Source organism: Candidatus Enterococcus moelleringii (assembly GCF_017377575.1).
GTDB classification, from domain to species: Bacteria; Bacillota; Bacilli; order Lactobacillales; family Enterococcaceae; genus Enterococcus_A; species Enterococcus_A moelleringii.
Genome location: NZ_JAFREM010000011.1, coordinates 121694 through 141311 on the forward strand (window position 1 = coordinate 121694; position 19618 = coordinate 141311).

At 42.7% G+C, this 19618-nt stretch carries 14 protein-coding genes; all 14 read left to right on the plus strand.

Annotation, left to right across the window (positions count from 1 at the left end; all coding sequences use genetic code 11):
* The first annotated feature begins 7 nt into the window (after window positions 1–7).
* The 14 genes from JZO70_RS06820 to JZO70_RS06885 all read left to right on the plus strand — a co-directional run bounded on the left by JZO70_RS06820 (window position 8) and on the right by JZO70_RS06885 (window position 18836).
* On the plus strand, window positions 8–1360 hold the full coding sequence (locus tag JZO70_RS06820) for a hypothetical protein (RefSeq protein WP_207672791.1): 1353 nt from the start codon (window positions 8–10) through the stop codon (window positions 1358–1360).
* Window positions 1344–1781: a YaiI/YqxD family protein gene (locus tag JZO70_RS06825; RefSeq protein ID WP_207672792.1), complete on the plus strand. Its 438-nt coding sequence runs from the start codon at window positions 1344–1346 to the stop codon at window positions 1779–1781. Before JZO70_RS06820 ends, JZO70_RS06825 begins: the two co-directional genes overlap by 17 nt.
* A gap of 102 nt (window positions 1782–1883) precedes the next feature.
* Window positions 1884–2948, plus strand: coding sequence for a D-alanine--D-alanine ligase (locus JZO70_RS06830; RefSeq protein ID WP_207672793.1), 1065 nt, complete (start codon window positions 1884–1886; stop codon window positions 2946–2948).
* Window positions 2949–3218: 270 nt separating this feature from the next.
* Window positions 3219–4574 (plus strand): UDP-N-acetylmuramoyl-tripeptide--D-alanyl-D-alanine ligase, encoded by a 1356-nt coding sequence (locus JZO70_RS06835; RefSeq protein ID WP_207672794.1) that lies wholly within the window; start codon window positions 3219–3221, stop codon window positions 4572–4574.
* A 270-nt stretch (window positions 4575–4844) separates the two neighbouring features.
* Complete coding sequence (gene cshA, locus JZO70_RS06840; protein ID WP_242703821.1) at window positions 4845–6374, plus strand: degradosome RNA helicase CshA; 1530 nt, start codon at window positions 4845–4847, stop codon at window positions 6372–6374.
* Window positions 6375–6804: 430 nt separating this feature from the next.
* On the plus strand, window positions 6805–7155 hold the full coding sequence (gene acpS / locus JZO70_RS06845) for a holo-ACP synthase (protein WP_207672795.1): 351 nt from the start codon (window positions 6805–6807) through the stop codon (window positions 7153–7155).
* 16 nt (window positions 7156–7171) lie between these two features.
* The gene (alr, locus tag JZO70_RS06850) at window positions 7172–8293 is read left to right on the plus strand and encodes an alanine racemase (protein WP_207672796.1); all 1122 of its coding nucleotides are present in this window, start codon (window positions 7172–7174) and stop codon (window positions 8291–8293) included.
* Window positions 8294–8303: 10 nt separating this feature from the next.
* The gene (locus JZO70_RS06855; protein ID WP_207672797.1) at window positions 8304–8684 is read left to right on the plus strand and encodes a type II toxin-antitoxin system PemK/MazF family toxin; all 381 of its coding nucleotides are present in this window, start codon (window positions 8304–8306) and stop codon (window positions 8682–8684) included.
* A gap of 477 nt (window positions 8685–9161) precedes the next feature.
* Window positions 9162–10622: an AcpB/EbpR/MafR family transcriptional regulator gene (locus JZO70_RS06860; RefSeq protein WP_207672798.1), complete on the plus strand. Its 1461-nt coding sequence runs from the start codon at window positions 9162–9164 to the stop codon at window positions 10620–10622.
* A gap of 296 nt (window positions 10623–10918) precedes the next feature.
* Entirely contained in the window at window positions 10919–12661 is a 1743-nt protein-coding gene (locus JZO70_RS06865; RefSeq protein ID WP_207672799.1) for an ABC transporter ATP-binding protein, read from the plus strand.
* A complete protein-coding gene (locus JZO70_RS06870; protein WP_207672800.1) occupies window positions 12648–14531 on the plus strand; it encodes an ABC transporter ATP-binding protein in 1884 nt (627 codons plus the stop codon). Before JZO70_RS06865 ends, JZO70_RS06870 begins: the two co-directional genes overlap by 14 nt.
* 146 nt (window positions 14532–14677) lie before the next feature.
* Window positions 14678–15619, plus strand: a complete 942-nt coding sequence (locus JZO70_RS06875) for an NADP-dependent oxidoreductase (RefSeq protein ID WP_207672801.1) — start codon at window positions 14678–14680, stop codon at window positions 15617–15619.
* Window positions 15619–15942 (plus strand): hypothetical protein, encoded by a 324-nt coding sequence (locus JZO70_RS06880; protein ID WP_207672802.1) that lies wholly within the window; start codon window positions 15619–15621, stop codon window positions 15940–15942. The genes JZO70_RS06875 and JZO70_RS06880 overlap by 1 nt, the downstream gene beginning before the upstream one ends.
* Window positions 15943–16100: 158 nt before the next feature.
* Complete coding sequence (locus JZO70_RS06885; RefSeq protein ID WP_207672803.1) at window positions 16101–18836, plus strand: YhgE/Pip domain-containing protein; 2736 nt, start codon at window positions 16101–16103, stop codon at window positions 18834–18836.
* The last annotated feature ends 782 nt before the right edge of the window (window positions 18837–19618 follow it).

A 19618-nucleotide genomic window follows, 5' to 3' on the forward strand; every position in this document is an offset into this window, starting at 1 on the left:
CATTCGGATGGAAAAGATGAAAACTGTGTGGCGAAGCTTTGCGCAAGCCACACCCTTTATTTTATCCAACACATTAATTATTGTTCCCTATTTACTGTACATTCATTTAATCGACAGCTCTAAAAGCGCCAGTGTGCTGCCCTTTGTGTTATTCTATACTTTTCGCATGACGGGGGTCTTTTTAATTCGCAGTTTCGAGCGCTCAATAGAGAAATATACGTTACTAATTGTAGCGTTGCTGTTAGGCGGAATTGGCTCATTGTTGAGTCTTCTGGGGGCAGTAGCCTTTCCTTTCTTCTTAGTAGGCAGTATTTTCTTAGGCTTGAGTGCTTCGCTGTTCCCGCCGGCGAATGTCAGTGTGAATTATTTTGAACGAGCACAAGGCAGTAAAATTGCTGGCGGAAAAACGTATTTGTTCGGGTTGCTTCTGCTGGTGCCGTTGTTTTTTGGGTTGAGTTTGCCGATTAAAGATCAACTGGTGATTGTGTCAGGGCTCTACACCTTGTATTTTGTCTTTGCTTATGCGACGATTCGCCGTTATCCGCATTACGAATTAGACTTTAAGGATCTTTCAAAAAATGTCTTTTCAACGAAAGAACTGGTCTGGTTTGGCTTGTTTTTTGTCGCTATTTTTCTTTTACGGAGTGGACGTTTGCTCTTTAATGAAGTATATTTGAATGCGGCTATTCTGGTGTTCAGTCTGATTTTTGTTCTTTCTGTTTATTGGGTAAAGGTGAAAAAGCGGACTTGGCGGTTGCCTTTGTGGGTGAATACGCTGACCTTTTATAATGGTATGATCGGTAATTTTCTGATTTTATTTGGCACCTTTTATGTCGCTGTTGTTTACGGCAAGGACAACCTGTCACTGTATCTGTTTTTACCTTATTCATTAGGGCTGATTGGAGCGATGCTTTTTGGCGGAGTACTGAGGAAAAAAGCTGAGAATCCGCTGAAGATTCAGCTGCTAGGGATGGGACTAGGTTTAGTGCTGTTGTTTTACCAACCGGCTTTCCCGTTAGCAATCGGGGTACTGTCTTTTTTCAAAAGCAGTGTCGGCAGTTGGCTAAACGGCTGGTATTATCAGCAAGAGAGCATTGAAACCGAACAGCGGATCATTGCGAAGTATGCTACATCCAATAAGGGGAGTATTGCTCATCAGTTTGTCTTGATGGTTTTTCTGCTGCTGGTGTTAAGGTATGCGCATTTTCCAGCGAATGAATTATTTGTGCTGCCTAACCTGTATCAGAGTAATCAAGCGTTAATAGAGGTAATGAATATCGTGAAAAACGGCTCAAGTATTTTTCTGCTGATTTGGCTGGCAGTTATTGGAAGGATGGGACGACATGCGTTTGATCATTGATGGAGACGGCTCTCCAGTAAAAGATACGACAATCGAGATTGCCCAGCAGTTCGGGCTGGAGGTAGTAATTGTCACCAGCATTGACCATTACTCCACCAAAGAGTATCCTGAATTTGTGAGATTTGTTTATGTAGATCGGGGAATGGATGCGGCAGATTACAAAATTGTTTCATTGATTCAACCGAAAGACATTTTAATTACGCAAGATTATGGCTTGGCTTCGTTGACTATTCATAAAGCGGCGCATGTCTTGCATCAGTCGGGTATGGAGTATACCATAAACAACATCGACGGCTTGCTGGGACAACGCTATCTCAGCGGGAAAATGCGTCAAGCTAAGCAACGGACGAAAGGTCCAAAACCTTATACTGAAGCGGATCGTGAACAGTTTCGCCAAGCTTTGCTTGGACTGATCCAATAATAGAAAACCTTAAGCTTTGTAACATTTGTAAAAAAATTTTTGGGCTTTTTGGTTTTTATGCTAAAATATGGGGGAATCTTAAAAGTAATGGGGGATAAGTACTTGAAGATTATTTTACTATACGGTGGAAAAAGTCCAGAACATGACGTTTCCATCCTATCTGCTTTCTCGGTCATTTCAGCCGTTTATTTCGATTACTATCAAGTGCAGCTTGTTTATATTGATAAAACGGGACAATGGGTGAAGGGGCCGCTCTTAACGGAGGCGCCTGAATCTGACGAAGCCCTGCGCTTAACTTGGGATCCAACAGGTGCCATGGTAGAAGGCTTCACTGGTCAAGTGATTGCACCAGGTGATATTAAAGAAGACGATGCAATTGTCTTTCCCGTTTTACACGGACCTAACGGTGAAGATGGAACCATTCAAGGATTCTTGGAAGTCTTGGACATGCCGTATGTTGGAGCTGGTGTCTTAGCGAGCTCAAGTGCCATGGACAAGATTATGACTAAATACATCTTGCAGGCAGCGGGAATTCCGCAAGTACCGTATGTACCAGTATTGAAAAACGAGTGGAAAGAAAATCCTAAGCAAATTTTCGATAAGTGTGAAGGTACTTTGTTGTATCCGATGTTTATCAAACCAGCTAACATGGGTTCTAGTGTCGGCATTACGCGGGCAGAGAATCGTGAAGAGCTGCAAAATGCGTTGAAGGAAGCTTACCGCTTTGATTCACGGGCAGTTGTCGAACAAGGGATTGAAGCTCGTGAAATCGAAATCGCCATTTTGGGCAATGCTGATGTGCGAACTACCTTGCCGGGTGAAGTCGTAAAAGAAGTTGCCTTTTATGATTACAATGCGAAATACATTGATAATTCTATTACGATGGCTATTCCAGCGGAGGTTCCAGAAGAAGTTAGCGATAAAGCTAGAGAATACGCGAAGCTGGCTTACACAATGTTGGGGGGATCTGGCTTAACTCGCTGTGATTTCTTTCTAACCAACAAAAACGAATTATTCTTAAATGAATTAAATACGATGCCAGGCTTCACTGAATTCAGCATGTACCCATTGCTATGGGAAAACATGGGCTTGAAATATGGTGACTTGATTGAAGAATTGATTCAATTAGGGTTAAATCGGTACAAGCAGCAAGCTGATTTTGAGTAGTCTGCGAGGATAGTGAGGCAGTCGGTAACAATTCAATACCGGCTCATCAACTTGCTTCTTTTATGAACGCTTAGTAGGAAAAGAGTCTGGAGCGCTTAATACTGCCAGACTCTTTTTTTATTGAGAAAGAAAGTATAAAATAAGAATGAGGAACTAGCTTAGCAGTATTGGGCGATACCTGGCTTCACAGAATCACTTTTTCGCAATAAATGAAAAAGCGAAACGAGTTTACGAAGCTTTTTCAAGATAGAAATGGGAGGAACACACACCATGAAATTAACGACAACGATCATCAACAGAGCTGTTCAAGGTGAATTATTAGGGGCAGAGGAAGTAACAGTCACGGGTGTTGAATTTGATTCACGCAAAATCAAGGCCGGCGATTTATTTGTGCCGCTTCAAGGCAATGCCGATGGTCATTTGTTTGTTCAAAAAGCAATTGAGAACGGCGCTGTTGCGACGTTTTGGAGCAATGAAAATATACAGGTGCCGGAAAATATCGCGGTCATCAAAGTACCTGATACATTGAAAGCTTTTCAGGCACTAGCCAGCTATTATTTGTTGGAAGAAAATCCGGATGTGATTGCCATTACAGGTTCAAATGGTAAAACGACCACCAAAGACATGACGGAAGCGGTGCTGCATCAAAAATTCAGAACATATAAGACGCAAGGCAACTACAATAACGATATCGGTTTGCCTTATACAATCTTACATATGCCAGAAGGAACTGAAAAACTGATTTTAGAAATGGGCATGGATCATGCCGGAGAAATCCAGGTTCTTTCGGAGCTGGCGGAACCAGATGTGGCGGCTATCACCATCATCGGCGAAGCCCATATTGAAAATCTAGGCTCGCGGGCCGGGATTGCGGAAGCGAAGCTGGAAATTACCAATGGTTTAATTGAAGACGGGCTATTGCTGATCCCAGCGGATGAACCCTTATTAACTGAACGAACAGAAAAGCTTTCGCAAAAGCAGCAAACCTTTGGGATCCAAACCGGTGATATTTCGGCAACTGTTATGTCAGAATCACGAGAAGCAACTTTATTCACTGTAGATGGCAAAGCTTACCAAATTCCAATGCCAGGAAAATACAATGTGAAGAATGCGCTGATTGCTTTAGCGATTGGCCGCTGGTATGGCTTAAGCGATGAAGAAATTTATCAAGGCTTAGCCTACGTTGAGATTACTCAAAACCGCACCCAATGGTTGAAAGCAGCTAATGGTGCCGATATATTAAGTGATGTTTATAATGCCAACCCAACGGCGATGGGCTTAGTCTTGGACACGTTTGCCAAACTCCCGACGAACGGACGCCGTCTGGCTGTCTTAGCGGATATGCTGGAGCTGGGTCCTGACACAACACTTTTACACAATAATATGGTGGAGCATTTGAACGATCAAGAATTTGCAGCCGTTTATCTTTATGGTGAGCAAATGAAGAATCTGGCCGCGGTCATTGCCATACGTTATCCGCGTTTGTCAGTGAAGTCCTTTGGTGAGGCTGAAAAAGCGGAGCTGATTGAAACGGTAAAAGAAGATTTATTGCCAGAAGATAGTATCGTATTAAAGGGCAGCAATGGCATGGGACTGCTGGAAGTTATCGAGGCTCTGCAAGCTTAAAAATTGAAACTTGCAGAAAAGAGTTTCATGTGCTATAATTAGCCGTTGCCGAGAAATGAAGTAATGATTGAATGAGTCATCCAATAGATTATTTAGAGCCCCATAAACCGGGCTTTTTTTTGAGAGATGTTCCTTCCGCCTGTCTTCAAGGAGCGGTTTTTCGGTGGTATCACAATGAGCGGCAACTAGGGACGGTTGCAGATTATTGATAGATACAAGGACCTACACGCTCCACCTGACATAAGTCAACATATACTAGGAGGATATCATTTGAAATTCAAAGAACTACATTTAGCACCAGAACTATTAGCAGCAATCGAACGCGCGGGCTTTGAAGAAGCAACCCCGATTCAAGAACAGACTATTCCTTTAGCGTTAGATGGAAAAGACGTCATTGGACAAGCACAAACAGGAACAGGTAAAACAGCTGCTTTCGGTTTGCCGATGTTGGATAAGATTGATACAAAAAATCAAATTCTGCAAGGCCTTGTCATTGCGCCTACTCGTGAATTAGCTATCCAAACGCAAGAAGAATTGTTCCGCTTAGGTCGCGACAAAAAGATCCGTGTTCAAGCTGTTTATGGTGGTGCTGATATTGGTCGCCAAATCCGCGGCTTGAAAGACCGTCCACATATCGTTGTTGGTACACCAGGACGTATGCTGGACCATATTAACCGTCACACCCTGAAATTAGAAACAGTTGAAACGTTAGTACTAGATGAAGCCGATGAAATGCTGAACATGGGCTTCCTAGAAGATATCGAAAAAATCATCAGCAAAGTCCCAGCAAGTCGTCAGACACTATTGTTCTCTGCTACGATGCCTGATGCCATTAAGAAAATCGGCGTTAAATTCATGAACAAGCCAGAACATGTAAAAATCAAAGCAACTGAAATGACAGCTGACTTGATTGACCAATACTACGTGAAGGCAAAAGACTTCGAAAAATTTGATGTAATGACTCGTCTGTTTGACGTTCAAACACCAGATTTGGCTATCGTTTTCGGTCGTACCAAACGTCGTGTTGACGAATTGGCTCGCGGCTTAGAAGCACGTGGCTACAAAGCTGAAGGAATCCATGGCGATTTATCTCAGCAAAAACGGATGAGCGTTTTACGTTCATTCAAAAAAGGTGATCTAGATATTTTAGTTGCGACAGACGTTGCTGCTCGAGGATTAGATATCTCTGGCGTAACTCACGTTTACAACTACGATATCCCGCAAGATCCTGAAAGCTATGTCCATCGTATTGGACGTACAGGCCGTGCTGGTAAAGGCGGAATGTCCGTAACGTTTGTTACACCAAACGAAATGGGCTACTTGCATGTCATTGAAAACTTAACTAAAAAACGTATGAATCCATTGCGTCCGCCAACCGAAAAAGAAGCCTTCAAAGGCCAATTAGGTGCGGCAATTGACCAAGTTCATTCACAATTGGATGAAAGTGCTGAAAGCTTGGATAAATACACTGAATCAGCTGCTGAGTTACTTGAAAAGTACTCTCCAGAAGAATTAGCTGCTTTGTTGTTGAAGACGGTAGCGAAAGATCCTTCTGACGCATCACCAGTTAAAATCACTCCTGAACGCCCATTGCCTTCTAACAAAAAAGGCGGCTTCAATCGTGGAGGCGGCGGAAAACGCGGTGGAAACAACAACCGCAACCGTGGCAAAGACGGCAACCGTGATCGTAACAGCAGTCGCGAACGCTCAAACAAGAATAAAAACTACAGTGGCTCAAAACGGTCTAACCCCCGTAATGACAAAAAGCGTGGTTTCGTGATTCGCAGCAACAACGACTAATTAAAAATGGAGCAATCTGAATATTTATTCGGATTGCTCTTTTTTTGGTGAATTCTAAACTTATTTGAGTAAATTACCATTTCTTTTCTAACCAATCGTCTAAGTAATAGGGGGAGAAGGATAATTAGAAGACTGAAAAATCATTTATAATATCCAGCAAAACATAAAATACGGCGGAATTTACAGTTCATATTGCATTATTTTTGTGATATTCTATTTAGTATTAAGACTGTTGTCGCTGATGTTTTTGAAATAAGTGGCCATGCAAGTGTTTATTCAGTGTTATTCATAAAAAAATAGGTATGGTGGGATACCAATGATCTAGCTGATTTATTAAGTAAGTCTTCTTTTTTTTTGTTCTTTTAAAAAAATAAATAGATTTTGAGGGAGACTTTGGTAAAATGGTAGTGATACAGGAAAGGGTGGTAGAATGATTAAAGGGATTGGCATCGATGCAGTTGAACTGGATCGTATGGCGAAAATCATCGCAACAAAGCCCCAATTTGCCCCGCGCGTATTGACAGAAAAAGAATTAGCGCTTTTTACTAGCCATTCTGACCATCGCAAGGTAGAATTTTTAGCAGGACGATATGCCTGCAAGGAAGCTTTTTCCAAGGCCTGGGGAACTGGGATTGGCGAAGTGAGTTTTCAAGAATTGGAGATTTTGCGCAATGAAGCCGGTGCACCTTTTTTTAGTCAGTCTCCATTTGACGGCAAGGTCTTTGTCACTTTAACACATACAGATACTTTGGCGATTGCTCAAGTATTATTAGAAGAATAGAAAGAAGGACTATTACGTGGTTGTTACGTACCATCGACCAACACGAGCACTTATACATAGAAAAGCAATTGAAGAAAACATAAGGCAAGAGATCCAGCGGCTGCCTCAAGAGGTGGAGTTGTTCGCAGTAGTGAAAGCACAGGGTTATGGACATGGGGCTGTAGCAACGGCACAGACCGCGCTAGCTGCCGGGGCTACTGGTTTTTGTGTTGCAACACTAGACGAGGCGATTGAGCTGCGAGAAGTCGGAATCGTTGAACCGATTCTGATTTTGAGTGTCGTTTTTCCCAGCTACTTATCTTTAGTTCTGGATTATGATTTGTCAGTGACGGCAGCTACTAAGGATTGGCTAGTGGAAGCTCAAGAAATGCTAGCAGAGATCGGCTCTGAGATTCCTTTGAAGCTTCACATCAAGGCTGATACCGGGATGGGACGCATCGGATTTTTAACGCCTGATGAAGTACGTGAGGCTGCGCTGTTTATACAGGATTCACCTAATATGCTGTGGGAAGGCTTGTTCACCCATTTTTCAACGGCGGATGAAGCTGACACCAGCTATTGGGAGCTGCAAAATCAGCGCTTTAAAAATATATTGGCTGTGCTAGAGGAAACGCCGCGATATGTGCATGCCAGCAATAGCGCAACGGCTTTATGGCACAAGGATTTTCCAGGCAACATGATTCGTTATGGTGTCGCAATGTTTGGCTTGAATCCTTCGGGTCATGCTTTGCCGGAAGCCTATCCGTTAACACCAGCCTTGGAGCTTGTCTCTGAGTTGATTCAAGTAAAGGAACTGGCCCCGGGTGAAGGCATAGGTTATGGGGAAACTTATGTCACGCCAGAAAAAGAATGGGTCGGGACTGTGCCGATCGGTTATGCCGATGGCTGGTTAAGAAAAATGCAAGGTTTTTCAATTTTGGTAGATGGCAATTTTTGTGAAATTATTGGCCGCGTATGTATGGATCAGTTGATGATTCGCTTGCCTCATGAGTACAAAGTGGGGACACCAGTGACATTAATCGGAAAAAATGGTGCTGCAGAGATTACGATGCAGGATGTAGCAGATCATTTAGACACGATTCATTACGAAGTAGCTTGTATGATTTCAGAAAGAGTGCCACGAATTTATAAGGAGTAGGAGGAGAGTCATGGTTAAGCGTGGTGATATTTACTTTGCGGATTTATCCCCAGTCATTGGGTCAGAACAAGGAGGGGTTCGGCCCGTCTTGGTAATACAGAATAATTTAGGAAATCATTTTAGTCCAACCATTATCGTGGCAGCAATCACGGCAAAAATGGCGAAGCCTAAGTTGCCGACCCACATTGGGATTAATGCGAATAAAACGGGGATTGAGAGGGATTCGGTTATTCTTTTGGAACAAATCCGAACCATCGATAAATCGCGACTAAAAGAAAAAGTGTGTCATTTGGATAAAGGTATGATGAAGTCAGTCGATGAAGCTTTACGAGTAAGCGTAGGAATAGAGATGACCTCTTCAGTCGTAGCTGCGCAATCAAATTATACATAAATTTTTCCAAGTAACGAAAAATAAGCATGTGATTAGGTAGACAGTTTACCGGTTCTTCTGGTATTCTTATGTGTTAGATACTCTCAAGTTTCTAGAAAGAAGCTGTCTACGATAGAGAAATGATTAACCAGGTCTGATGTTGGAGATCAAAGCAGTCATTTGTTTTTTTTATCATTTATAGTTAAGCAGACTTTTGTTCACAAACAAGTTATTTCAAAGCAAGAGAGTGAAGCTGTAAATCTTGGGATTTATGAGTCACTCTCTTGTTTTTGGTACTTTATAGACAAATTAGTTTGAAAAGATTGCTTAACCATTATTTGTTTAGGATTGTTAGTTTTTTAATTTTGTTTAAAAGCTTATGTGAGAAGAAACTACTTATATTGGGGTATAATAAAAAGGGGTTCTTCCAATTATAATTTTTTGAATAGCTTGTTGGAAAAATAGATCAAAGTAATGATGAGCAGAGGAGGGCTTCCCATGAAGCACCTATTAAAAACGACGATTCAACGCCGATTATCTATCATAGGAATATTAAGGGATTTCTTTGATTGGCAAGACCCTCAACTGCTGGCAGATTTGCTGGATTGTTCTACAAAAACAATCTTATCAGATGTTGAAGCAATCAATCATGACTGGCAAGATAAGATTGGCATTGAGTACTCAAGGACCAAAGGGATTCGTTTGGATGACAGCTTACATAATAAGATTCGCCCGCTAGCGGCAGATATCATGGAAGAATCGGAAAGCTTCCAGTTTTTGGAGCGGGTATTCTTCCGTCCAAATGAAGATGCAGATTACTGGATTAACGAGCTGTTTATTAGTGAAGCAACCTTTTACCGGATGGTTCGACAAATCGACGATGTGATGGAAAAGCGCGGCTTGCGTTTAGAACGCAAACCATTTCGAATCACGGCGGAAGACGAACGTTGGGTTCGCATTTTTTATGTCCATCTTTTCCTAGAGAAATATGGCTTAAGCGAATGGCCGTTTGCCTTGAAAAAAGAGCGGGTAGTTAATTTCGTGCGTACCTCCAGCCAATCCTTTGATATTTTGATGAATGATCGGGATACGATGGAGTACAGTTTTTTGTTGTCGATTATTATCATTCGCTGTTCCCAAGGCTTGATGCTGGATGAACAGAAGGTCAATGAGCCTGACGATGAAGTTTTAACCAAGCTTAATGAGCTGTATGATTTGGCTGAAGAGACGGTGGCTGACTCGGATTATGTAGTGACAGAAACCTGGTATCAAGAAGTGATCCACAGCCTGTTTTACGATTATTTCATCATTGACAAGCAGCATACCTATGATAGAGTATGTACGGGGATCGAAGGCTTCTTAGAGCAACTGGTAACCACCTTCAAAATGCCGCTGGAAGAACTCAATCAAAAGCACATTACACAAAAAATGTTACGGATTTACCGCGGATTTTATGTCTATCCCTACACCCGAGCAATGCTTTTCAACGAAGCAGCCTTTTTCAGCCGTTCGGCCCAGCACTATTATCCTCACTTCGCTAAAGTTGTTCAGCAGCAATTAATTGCTTTAGAAAAGGAAATGGACTTTCCTTGGTTTAGTCAGTTTTACTTTTTAGTTCTACGGTGTTTATTCACTGAATGGGGACAGCTGGCTCACTATTTGGATGTCCTATCACCGAAAGTGAAAATCATGATTGTCAGCGATTCAGGTCGTCGTCACGGAGAGATGCTGTCTGAGTTGATTCAAAGCCGATTTTATTATCGGGTGGAAATCAGGGTATATGATGAATCTATTCTGGAGTTAACACCAGAAAAGGTAGATGCCTTTGGAGCCTATGATTTAGTGATCTCCAACTATAGTTTAAAAGATTATCCTTATAAAAATTTGCAAATTGTCGATGATTTTCTAACAGAGGTCGATTTTTCAATTGTTAATTCAGTGATTAAGCAGATTCGTTAATAACGAGACAAGGAAAAGGGAGGCCTGGGCCTCTCTTTTCTGTTGATGTTAAAGAAGCAGCTTTTTTTTAATCGTTAGTAAGCCCGTTGCGGCAATGCTGATGGTGTCTGGCTTTGCAAATCAGCTGGGTGATCAGGAAGCGAAATTGAAAGCAGCTTGTGAGTTAGTTGCTTTCAATTTTAGTCTTGCTGTTTCAAAGCTCAGCGAGTTTGCAAAGCCTTTCTTAAGCAAGTAGTTAGAAATACCTGCCAGAAACTCATATACTGGTAGTGAGTGAAGTGAAAGGACGTGAATGTATGCTGAAGAAGCTGCTGGCAAATGTCGGCGAATACAAAAAAGATAGTTTGTTAACCCCGCTGTTTACGATGGGGGAAGTATTAATGGATGTCATCATGCCGCTGATTATGGCGAGCTTGATTGACCAAGGGATTCAAAAAAGTGATCAGTCGCTGATTTTACGTTATGGCGGATTGCTGTTTCTTTGTGCTTTATTTGCATTGTTTATGGGGACGTTGGGAGGACGAACGGCCGCGATTGCGTCTGCCGGTTTTGCAAAGAACCTGCGTCATCGCTTGTTTGAAAAAGTTCAAGGCTTCTCATTTTCCAACATTGACCGTTTCTCAAGCTCCAGCTTGATCACCCGTATGACCACCGATGTCACCAATATTCAAAACGCTTATCAAATGATTATTCGTATTTTGGTGCGTTCGCCGTTGATTTTGATTTTTTCTTTAATCATGGCTTTCCACATCAATCGTAGTCTGTCGATGATTTATTTGATTATTGTGCCATTATTAGGGATCGGCTTAGGTCTGATCATTCGTTTTGCCTATCCGATTTTTATGAAAGTCTTCCGGACCTATGACCGTTTAAATAATGTGGTTCAGGAAAATCTTCAAGGGATTCGCGTGGTTAAATCTTATATTCGTGAAGAACATGAAGAAGAAAAATTCGGTGAAGTATCGCAAGCCGTTTACAACAATTTCGCTAAAGCCCAACGAATCGTCGCCTTTAATATGCCAGTTATGCAAATTGCTATTTATACTTGTATGTTGTTAATTTCTTGGCTAGGGGCTGAATTGATCGTCGAACAAAGCTCATTAACCACTGGTGAATTGGTTAGTATGTTCAACTACACCATGCAAATTTTGATGAGCTTGATGATGATGTCTATGACTTTCGTGCAATTGATGATTGCTCGTACATCAGCTGAACGGGTTATTGCGGTAATCGACGAAGAAAGTGATTTGCAAAATGGCGAAAATCCATTGACTGAAGTACCCGATGGTTCAGTGGTTTTCCAAGATGTTTGCTTCAGTTATCAAGATGATATGGACAAACTGGTGCTGGAAAATGTCGACCTTTCCATCAAATCTGGTGAAATGGTGGGGATTGTCGGCGGTACCGGGAGCTCCAAGTCTAGTCTGGTTCAGTTGATTCCGCGGCTGTATGACGTAACTCACGGCCAGGTGAAGGTTGGCGGACACGATGTTCGCGAATACGACTTAGAGGCACTCCGGGATCAAGTAGGGATGGTTCTGCAAAACAATGTCTTGTTCAGCGGAACGATCACTGAAAACCTGCGCTGGGGAAATGAACAGGCGACGGATGAAGAAATCCAAGCCGCTGCTCAAATTGCCCAAGCCGATCCCTTTATCCAAGAGTTTCCTAAGAAATACGAAACCATGATTTCCCAAGGCGGGAACAACGTATCCGGTGGTCAAAAGCAGCGTTTAACGATTGCACGGGCACTATTGAAGAAGCCTAAGATTCTAATTTTAGATGATTCAACCAGTGCGGTGGATACCAAAACCGATCGCGCGATTCGCGAAGGCTTGAAGAAAGCTATTCCGGGAACAACGACCTTTATTATTTCGCAACGGGTCAGCTCGATTCAAGATGCTGATCGCATCATCGTCCTAGATGACGGCAAAATTAACGGGGTAGGAACCCACGATGAATTGCTGGCCAATAACCAGATTTATCAAGAAGTCTTTAATTCTCAACAGAAAGGATTTGGTGAACATGATTCCGAATAATCGAAAATTTGTTAAATCCAGTCCAATGAAGACCTTAAAGCGTCTGTTGAAAATTATGCTGCAAAAATATAAACTGCAACTTTTTATTGTCTTTATCGCAATTTTAGTCAGTGCTTTTGCCAATGTGCGGGGATCATTGTTCCTGCAGGTAGTAATTGATGATTACATCACGCCATTGCTGGGCCAATCGAATCCCGATTTCAGCGGCTTGATGAAGGCGATTATGACGATGGCGCTAATTTACGCGGTCGGAATTGCCGGCACACTGTTTTACAACTTAATCATGGTAAAGGTTTCGGAAGGAACGCAAAAAACGATCCGCGACAACATGTTCACCCATATGGAGAGCTTGCCGCTGCGTTACTTTGATGCGAACTCTGACGGGGATATCATGAGTCATTTTACCAATGATACTGATACGCTGCGTCAAATGATTTCCCAAAGTATTCCGAACTTGCTGATGGCCTTTGTTACTTTCGTTTCCGTGTTTATCGCGATGTTTTCTATCAGTATTCCGTTGACTATCTTTGTAATGGTTTCGGTGTCCTTGATGTTCGTGATGCTGCGCTTTATTTCAAAACGCAGCGGCCGCTACTTTGGGGATCAGCAACGCGACCTTGGTAAGGTAAACGGCTATGTAGAAGAAATGATGCATGGACAAAAAGTCGTAAAAGTCTTTAACCATGAGAAAAAGGCGATCGCTGAGTTTGATGAGATCAATGAAAATTTGCGGGAAAGTGCGGCGAAAGCCAACGGTACAGCCAACATGCTGATGCCGATCATGATGAACCTGCTGAATGTTCAGTATGTATTAGTGGCAATCGTCGGCGGATTGTTTGCGGTTTATGGAGTGTCAGCTCTAACTGTTGGGATGATTGCGTCGTTCCTGCAGCTGAGCCGTTCATTAAATGGACCAATCAGTCAGATTTCGCAACAAATCAACTTCGTTATCATGGCCTTGGCCGGTGCTGACCGGATTTTCCAATTACTGGATGAAGAACCAGAAGTGGACGACGGCTATGTAACGTTGGTGAACGTCACCGAAGAAAATGGTCAGTTGGTAGAATCAGAACAACGTACCGGGCTATGGGCGTGGAAGCATCCTCACGAGGACGGCAGCACGACGTATACTCGACTAACGGGGGATGTCCGTTTTGAAGATGTTGATTTTGGTTATGATGCCAACCAAATGGTGCTGCATGATATTAATCTTTATGCGGAGCCAGGGCAAAAGGTGGCCTTCGTTGGGGCGACCGGTGCTGGTAAAACCACGATTACGAATTTGATCAATCGCTTTTACGATATTCAAGATGGAAAGATTCGTTACGATGGTATCAATGTCAAGAAAATCAAAAAGAATTCATTGCGCCATTCGTTAGGGATTGTCCTGCAGGATACCCACTTGTTTACCGGCTCGATTAAAGAAAACATTCGTTACGGCCGTTTGGATGCGACGGATGAAGAAGTTTATGAGGCGGCTAAACTGTCTAATGCGGATATGTTTATCCAGCATTTGCCAGAAAAATACGAAACAGTCATTACTGGCGATGGCGATGGCTTGTCTCAAGGTCAGCGTCAGCTGTTGGCGATTGCCCGGGCAGCGATTGCTGATCCGCCGGTTATGATCATGGATGAGGCCACCTCAAGTATTGATACTCGGACGGAAAGTATCGTTCAAACGGGGATGGACCGCTTGATGGAGGGTCGCACGGTATTCGTGATTGCCCATCGCTTGTCTACCATCCAAAACTCGGATGTGATCATGGTAATGGACCACGGACGAATCATCGAACGGGGCGATCATGACAGCTTGTTAGAAGAGCATGGCATGTATTATCAATTGTATACCGGTAAGGTTGAGTTAGATTAAGGCTAGATAGTTTCAAAGCTGGCCATTTTGTATTATTGTTAAGATAGGTAAGCGGCGAGGTTTCGTGTAAACCTGGCCGCTTTTTTATGTTCGGATGCAGGCTTAATCAGCTTGCCAAGTTTTTTGTACAGAAAGGATGAGGGAAAATGAAACGATTTGCAATGAAAGAATATGGTTCTGCCAAAGAAGTCTTAACGGAAATCGAGGCAGCACCTCGGGAGATGGATGAGACCCATGTTCGGGTAAAAACTATGGCCTTTGGCGTGAATCCCTATGATGTTTCGCTGCGTCAAGGACAAATGAGCAGCTTTCGTACCTTGAAGTTTCCTTACGTACTCGGCAATGACGGTGCCGGAATTGTAACAGAAGTTGGTTCGCAGGTTGATCATGTAGCAGTAGGGGATCAGGTCATTTTGCATGCAGTCGGTGGGACTTATGGCGAAGAGATCGTAGTCCCTGGCAGCAAGGTTGCCAAGAAAATTCCCGCTATCAGTTGGGCGGAAGCAGCCGGTGGGGTTACGCCTTGGTTGACGGCTTACAACATAGTTACCCATACATTAGCTGACAAAATTGGCGAAACGATTCTAGTCCAGGGCGCTTCTGGCGCGGTGGGCTCATTACTGGTACGTCTTTTAAAATATCGAGGGAAAACTGTTTATGCCACTGCTTCAAAGAAAAATGAAGAGCTGGTCCGTTCGTTAGGTGTGGATGAATTTGCAGCCTATGATCAAGATGACGTTGGCGAACGATTTAAAGAGCAGATTGATACCGTTATTGATGCAACCAAAGGCAGCCGGACTGCTGAATCCGGATTGATGGCTATGAAAGCTGGCGGAAACTATGTAGTATTGAACGATTTGCCGGAGGACCAATCCAAACCAGGCAATTATCAGCATTATGCACCATCTAAGGAATACTCAGATTTAGAGGCTTTAAATGCCTTTAACCAGCTTTACCAAGAAGCAGATCTGCATGTTACGATCGCTCAGAAATATCCTTTTACGTTAGAAAGTGTCATTGAAGCCCATGAAGCCTTAGAAGGTCATCCGCCAGCAGGCAAGTTCATCGTAGAAAGGGAAGAAGACTAATGGATCAAAAAAAATGGGAAGCAGTAACAGCGAATTATTCAGCGGACAAAGAATATATTGGAGATGGCTATTATCGTTTACGGCCAACCGAGGAAGGCTATCAGATGGCTTTTCTTGTTCCAGGACTTTGTGGGGAAACGCTGATCCATCCTGAGATTACGGTTCAAGTAATCGATGGAATAGCAACACCGATCCGTTTAATGGATTTGGAGCATACACCAACCCTGCGCTTGAGTGTCAAAGAAGGCGATGGGGAAGAAATTGAGCGCCAAGCTGAGGAATTGTTAAACAAATTCATGGCAGCCAAAAAGCTCTCTCTTTAAACTTTTCTTTAGGTTTGCTGATTGGAAAGGGATACAATTATGACAGATCGTCACAGGTGTCGTAAAAGTTGATCCCACGGGGTTTCAATGATTGAAATCAATCAAATTTCCATGCTAAAGTAAGTCAGTAAAAAAATATAACTAGTGGGTGAAATAAAATGAAACCATTCCAATCAATCAAACATACGTTACAGCTATACGCCCTCGATTGGAAGCGAATCGCCAAGAATCCAATTGCGGTTCTGCTGATGATCGCTTTGATGGTTATTCCATCCCTCTATGCTTGGTTTAACATTAAAGCTTTGTGGGACCCGTACTCAAACACCGGCGAGCTGCCGATTGCTGTTTACAGTGCCGATGCCGGCGCGTCGTTTCAAGGCAAAGACATCGAGATCGGCGATCAAGTCATCGACAATCTCCATGAAAACAAACAGCTGGGCTGGCAATTCGTCGATTCCAAGGATGAAGTAGTTGAAGGCGTGAAGTCTGGGAAATATTATGCCGGGATTTATTTGCCAAAGGAATTCTCGGAAGACTTGCTGAGCTTTACTTCCGGCGATATTAAGAAACCGAAAATTGAGTATTACTTGAACCAGAAAATCAATGCGATTGCGCCGAAAATTACTGACAAGGGAGCCGGCTCTATCCAGCAGGAAATAACGGATGAGTTCATTAAAACGGCCAGCTCCACATTAATTTCTGCTTTTAACGAAATTGGTTACAATATCGATGAAAATCTGGTCAGCATCAACAAGGTGAAGGATCTGATCCTCAAAACCAACGATAATTTGGATGAGATTGATCAATACACGCAAGAAATCGTAGCGGTGCAAGGGAAGCTGCCTGAGCTGAAGGAAAAGCTGGCGCAAGCCAATCAAATGCAAAGCTATCTGCCGCAAATTGATGACTTAGGTCAAAAGCTGGTTACTCTTAATCAGAAGTTTCCTGAACTGAAGCAGCAGGCCAGTGTCATCTTAACCTTGCAGCAAAAAATTCCGGAAATCCAACAAGCTGGTCAACAGCTGGCAATGGTGGATTCCGATTTCGATTCGATCCAACAAACCTTAACGGATGGCATCAATGAAGCCAAACAAGGTTTGCAAATCATCCAGCAGGTGCAACAAATCTTACCAGATGTACAAAAGCTGGGAAGCCAAGCGGGTGATTTAGCAACGACTACTAAGAATGGTGCGGAACAGCTGAAGAGTGCGGTGCCAAGTATTGCCAGCAGTGCCAGCGCAACGTTAAGCTCAATCGGGCAAGTAGCAACGGCGACTGATTCATTATTAGCTAACATTCAAGAGCTGTTAAACAAGGGCGAATTAACGCCTGATGAAAAGCAGCATATCGCGTCACTTATTCAAGATTTCCAAACCAATATCGCAACGCAACAAAGTGCGATCGATAATTTAGTTGGATTTTTGAATCAGCTGAAAGACTATGCGGATCAAAATGATTTACCTGATGCCAGCCAAGCTTTGGCAACGATGGTGGGTCAATTAAGCAACGTGAAAAATAGTTTAGGTGATTTGAGCAATCGCTTTGGTCAATTAAATAATTTGGTGCAAAATGGTTCAACAGCAGAAGCTGTGGCATACTTAGGTCAAATTAGAGCTGTGTCTGCGAAGATTGCTGAAGATGTTGGTCAAATCGATGTACAACAAGCTTCTAGCACCATTACTAACGTTTTGGACAAAGTGATCAGCACGATTACCACTGCTCAAGGTGTCTTGAATCAAGCGCAACAAATCGATTTTAATTCATTGCTGGCTAATACCCAACAAACTGTTGCTAATGCGATTCCGATTTTGGAAAAGTATCAAGCGCAAATGCCAGCGATTGGTCAAGAAGTTCATGATGCCAATGTCTTGTTAAATGGACATATGGATACCATCGTCAATGGTATTAACACAGGTGCTAGTCTCTACAACAACGAATTGCCAGTAGTAGAACAGCGGCTGGGACAAGCCGCAGACTTCATGCAAAACGATTGGCCAGGGGTTAAGGATGATATTAATCAAGGTTTGAACATTGCCAATGAAAAAATGCCGGAAGTTGAATCGGCTTTGAACATGGCGACGGATCTGATCCAAAATGATTGGCCAACCTTGAAAGGCGGGATTCAAAAAGCGGCCGCAGCTATTAATCAAGGAGAACAGACCATTGATTTTGGCGAAGTGGTTAAGCTGTTCAAGCTGGATGCCCAAAAGGAAAGTAATTTCTTTGCGGAACCGGTGGATCTGCAAACCAATACCATGTACCCAATTGAAAATAATGGATCAGCTAGTGCTCCATTTTACACCGCGCTCTGTCTATGGGTTGGTGCCGTGCTGTTTTCTAGCGTAACGACCACTGACTTTTATTTAGACAAAAAAGATCGTGGCAAATACACCAAACGGGAACAATTTGGCGCTCGTTTGCTAACTTATATGACTATGGGAATTGGTCAAGCCTTGGTTGTTTCTCTAGGCAACTACTTCTTGCTGGGCGTTTATGTGAAGAACCCAGTTTGGAGTGTCCTGTTCGCTCTGTTGGTCGTTGTAGCCTTTACTATGATGGTTTACGTGCTTGTCGCGCTGTTTGGAACTGTCGGCAAGGGGGCGGCTATCATCATACTGGTGCTGTCCATCTCAGGTGGCGGCGGGAACTACCCAATCCAAGTATCCGGTAAATTCTTCCAAGCAGTCAATCCATGGTTGCCATTCACCCATGCAGTCAATCTGTTGCGGGAAAGTGCGGGTGGAATTTACTGGCCAAATGCCCAAACAGATATACTAATTATGATATTTATCATCATTTTGTTCGGTGTAATTGGTACGTGGGCTTACCCAATTATTCAACCGAAAACAGCGAAGCTAACCAAAGTTTCTCATGAAAGTAAAATCTTCCATTAAGCAAATGCAGGTGATCACGTTGTTGGTGATTGCCTGCTTTTTTGAAATTAACGAAGTATAAATTATTCGCAATAAAAAAATATTAAACCACAATGTTAACGGTGTCCGGCTTCACAAACTAGCTTTGTCGGCATTAAGCGAAAAGTTGGAGAAACTTGAGGAGCAGTTTATCCAACTTTTAGTCTTAATGCTCCAAAGCTGAACGAGTTTGCGAAGCCTTTCTTACTTACCCAGCTTTTAACGGATTCTAATCAAAACTGATATTGACTTTTATTTCAAAGGCGAGTAGTATGGCGATTGCTTGCGATTAATTATTATAAGAACTGAAAAAGCATTTCATCTCTGCGCAGGATGCTTTGCTCAGTTTTTAGCTAAATGTGTCAATCCCAAGCAGTTTAGTTGGAAGCCTTAGAAAATGAGGCTACACTAGAAGTGAAACAGATAATTAGGTGAAGAATATAGAAAAAACGAATCCGCTAGTTAAAAGTTAAATACTGTCCTTGTTTATAGAGCTCGTCTAGTGAGCTGCGTAAAACAAAGATTAGGTTAGAAGAATGGTACACGTACGAAAATCGAACTAATTCTTCCACAGAAAAATTAATCCCTTATTTAAGAGTTAGGTGCCAGTTCTCCTTTTCGCAGTTTTACCTGGTGAGCAGTCTAAACAAAAAGTTGCACAAAACAAGACGCATCCAGTCTAGAAGAATGGTACACGTACGAAAATCGAACTAATTTTTCCACAAGAAAAATTAATCCCTTAGTTAAGAGTTAGGTGCCAGTTC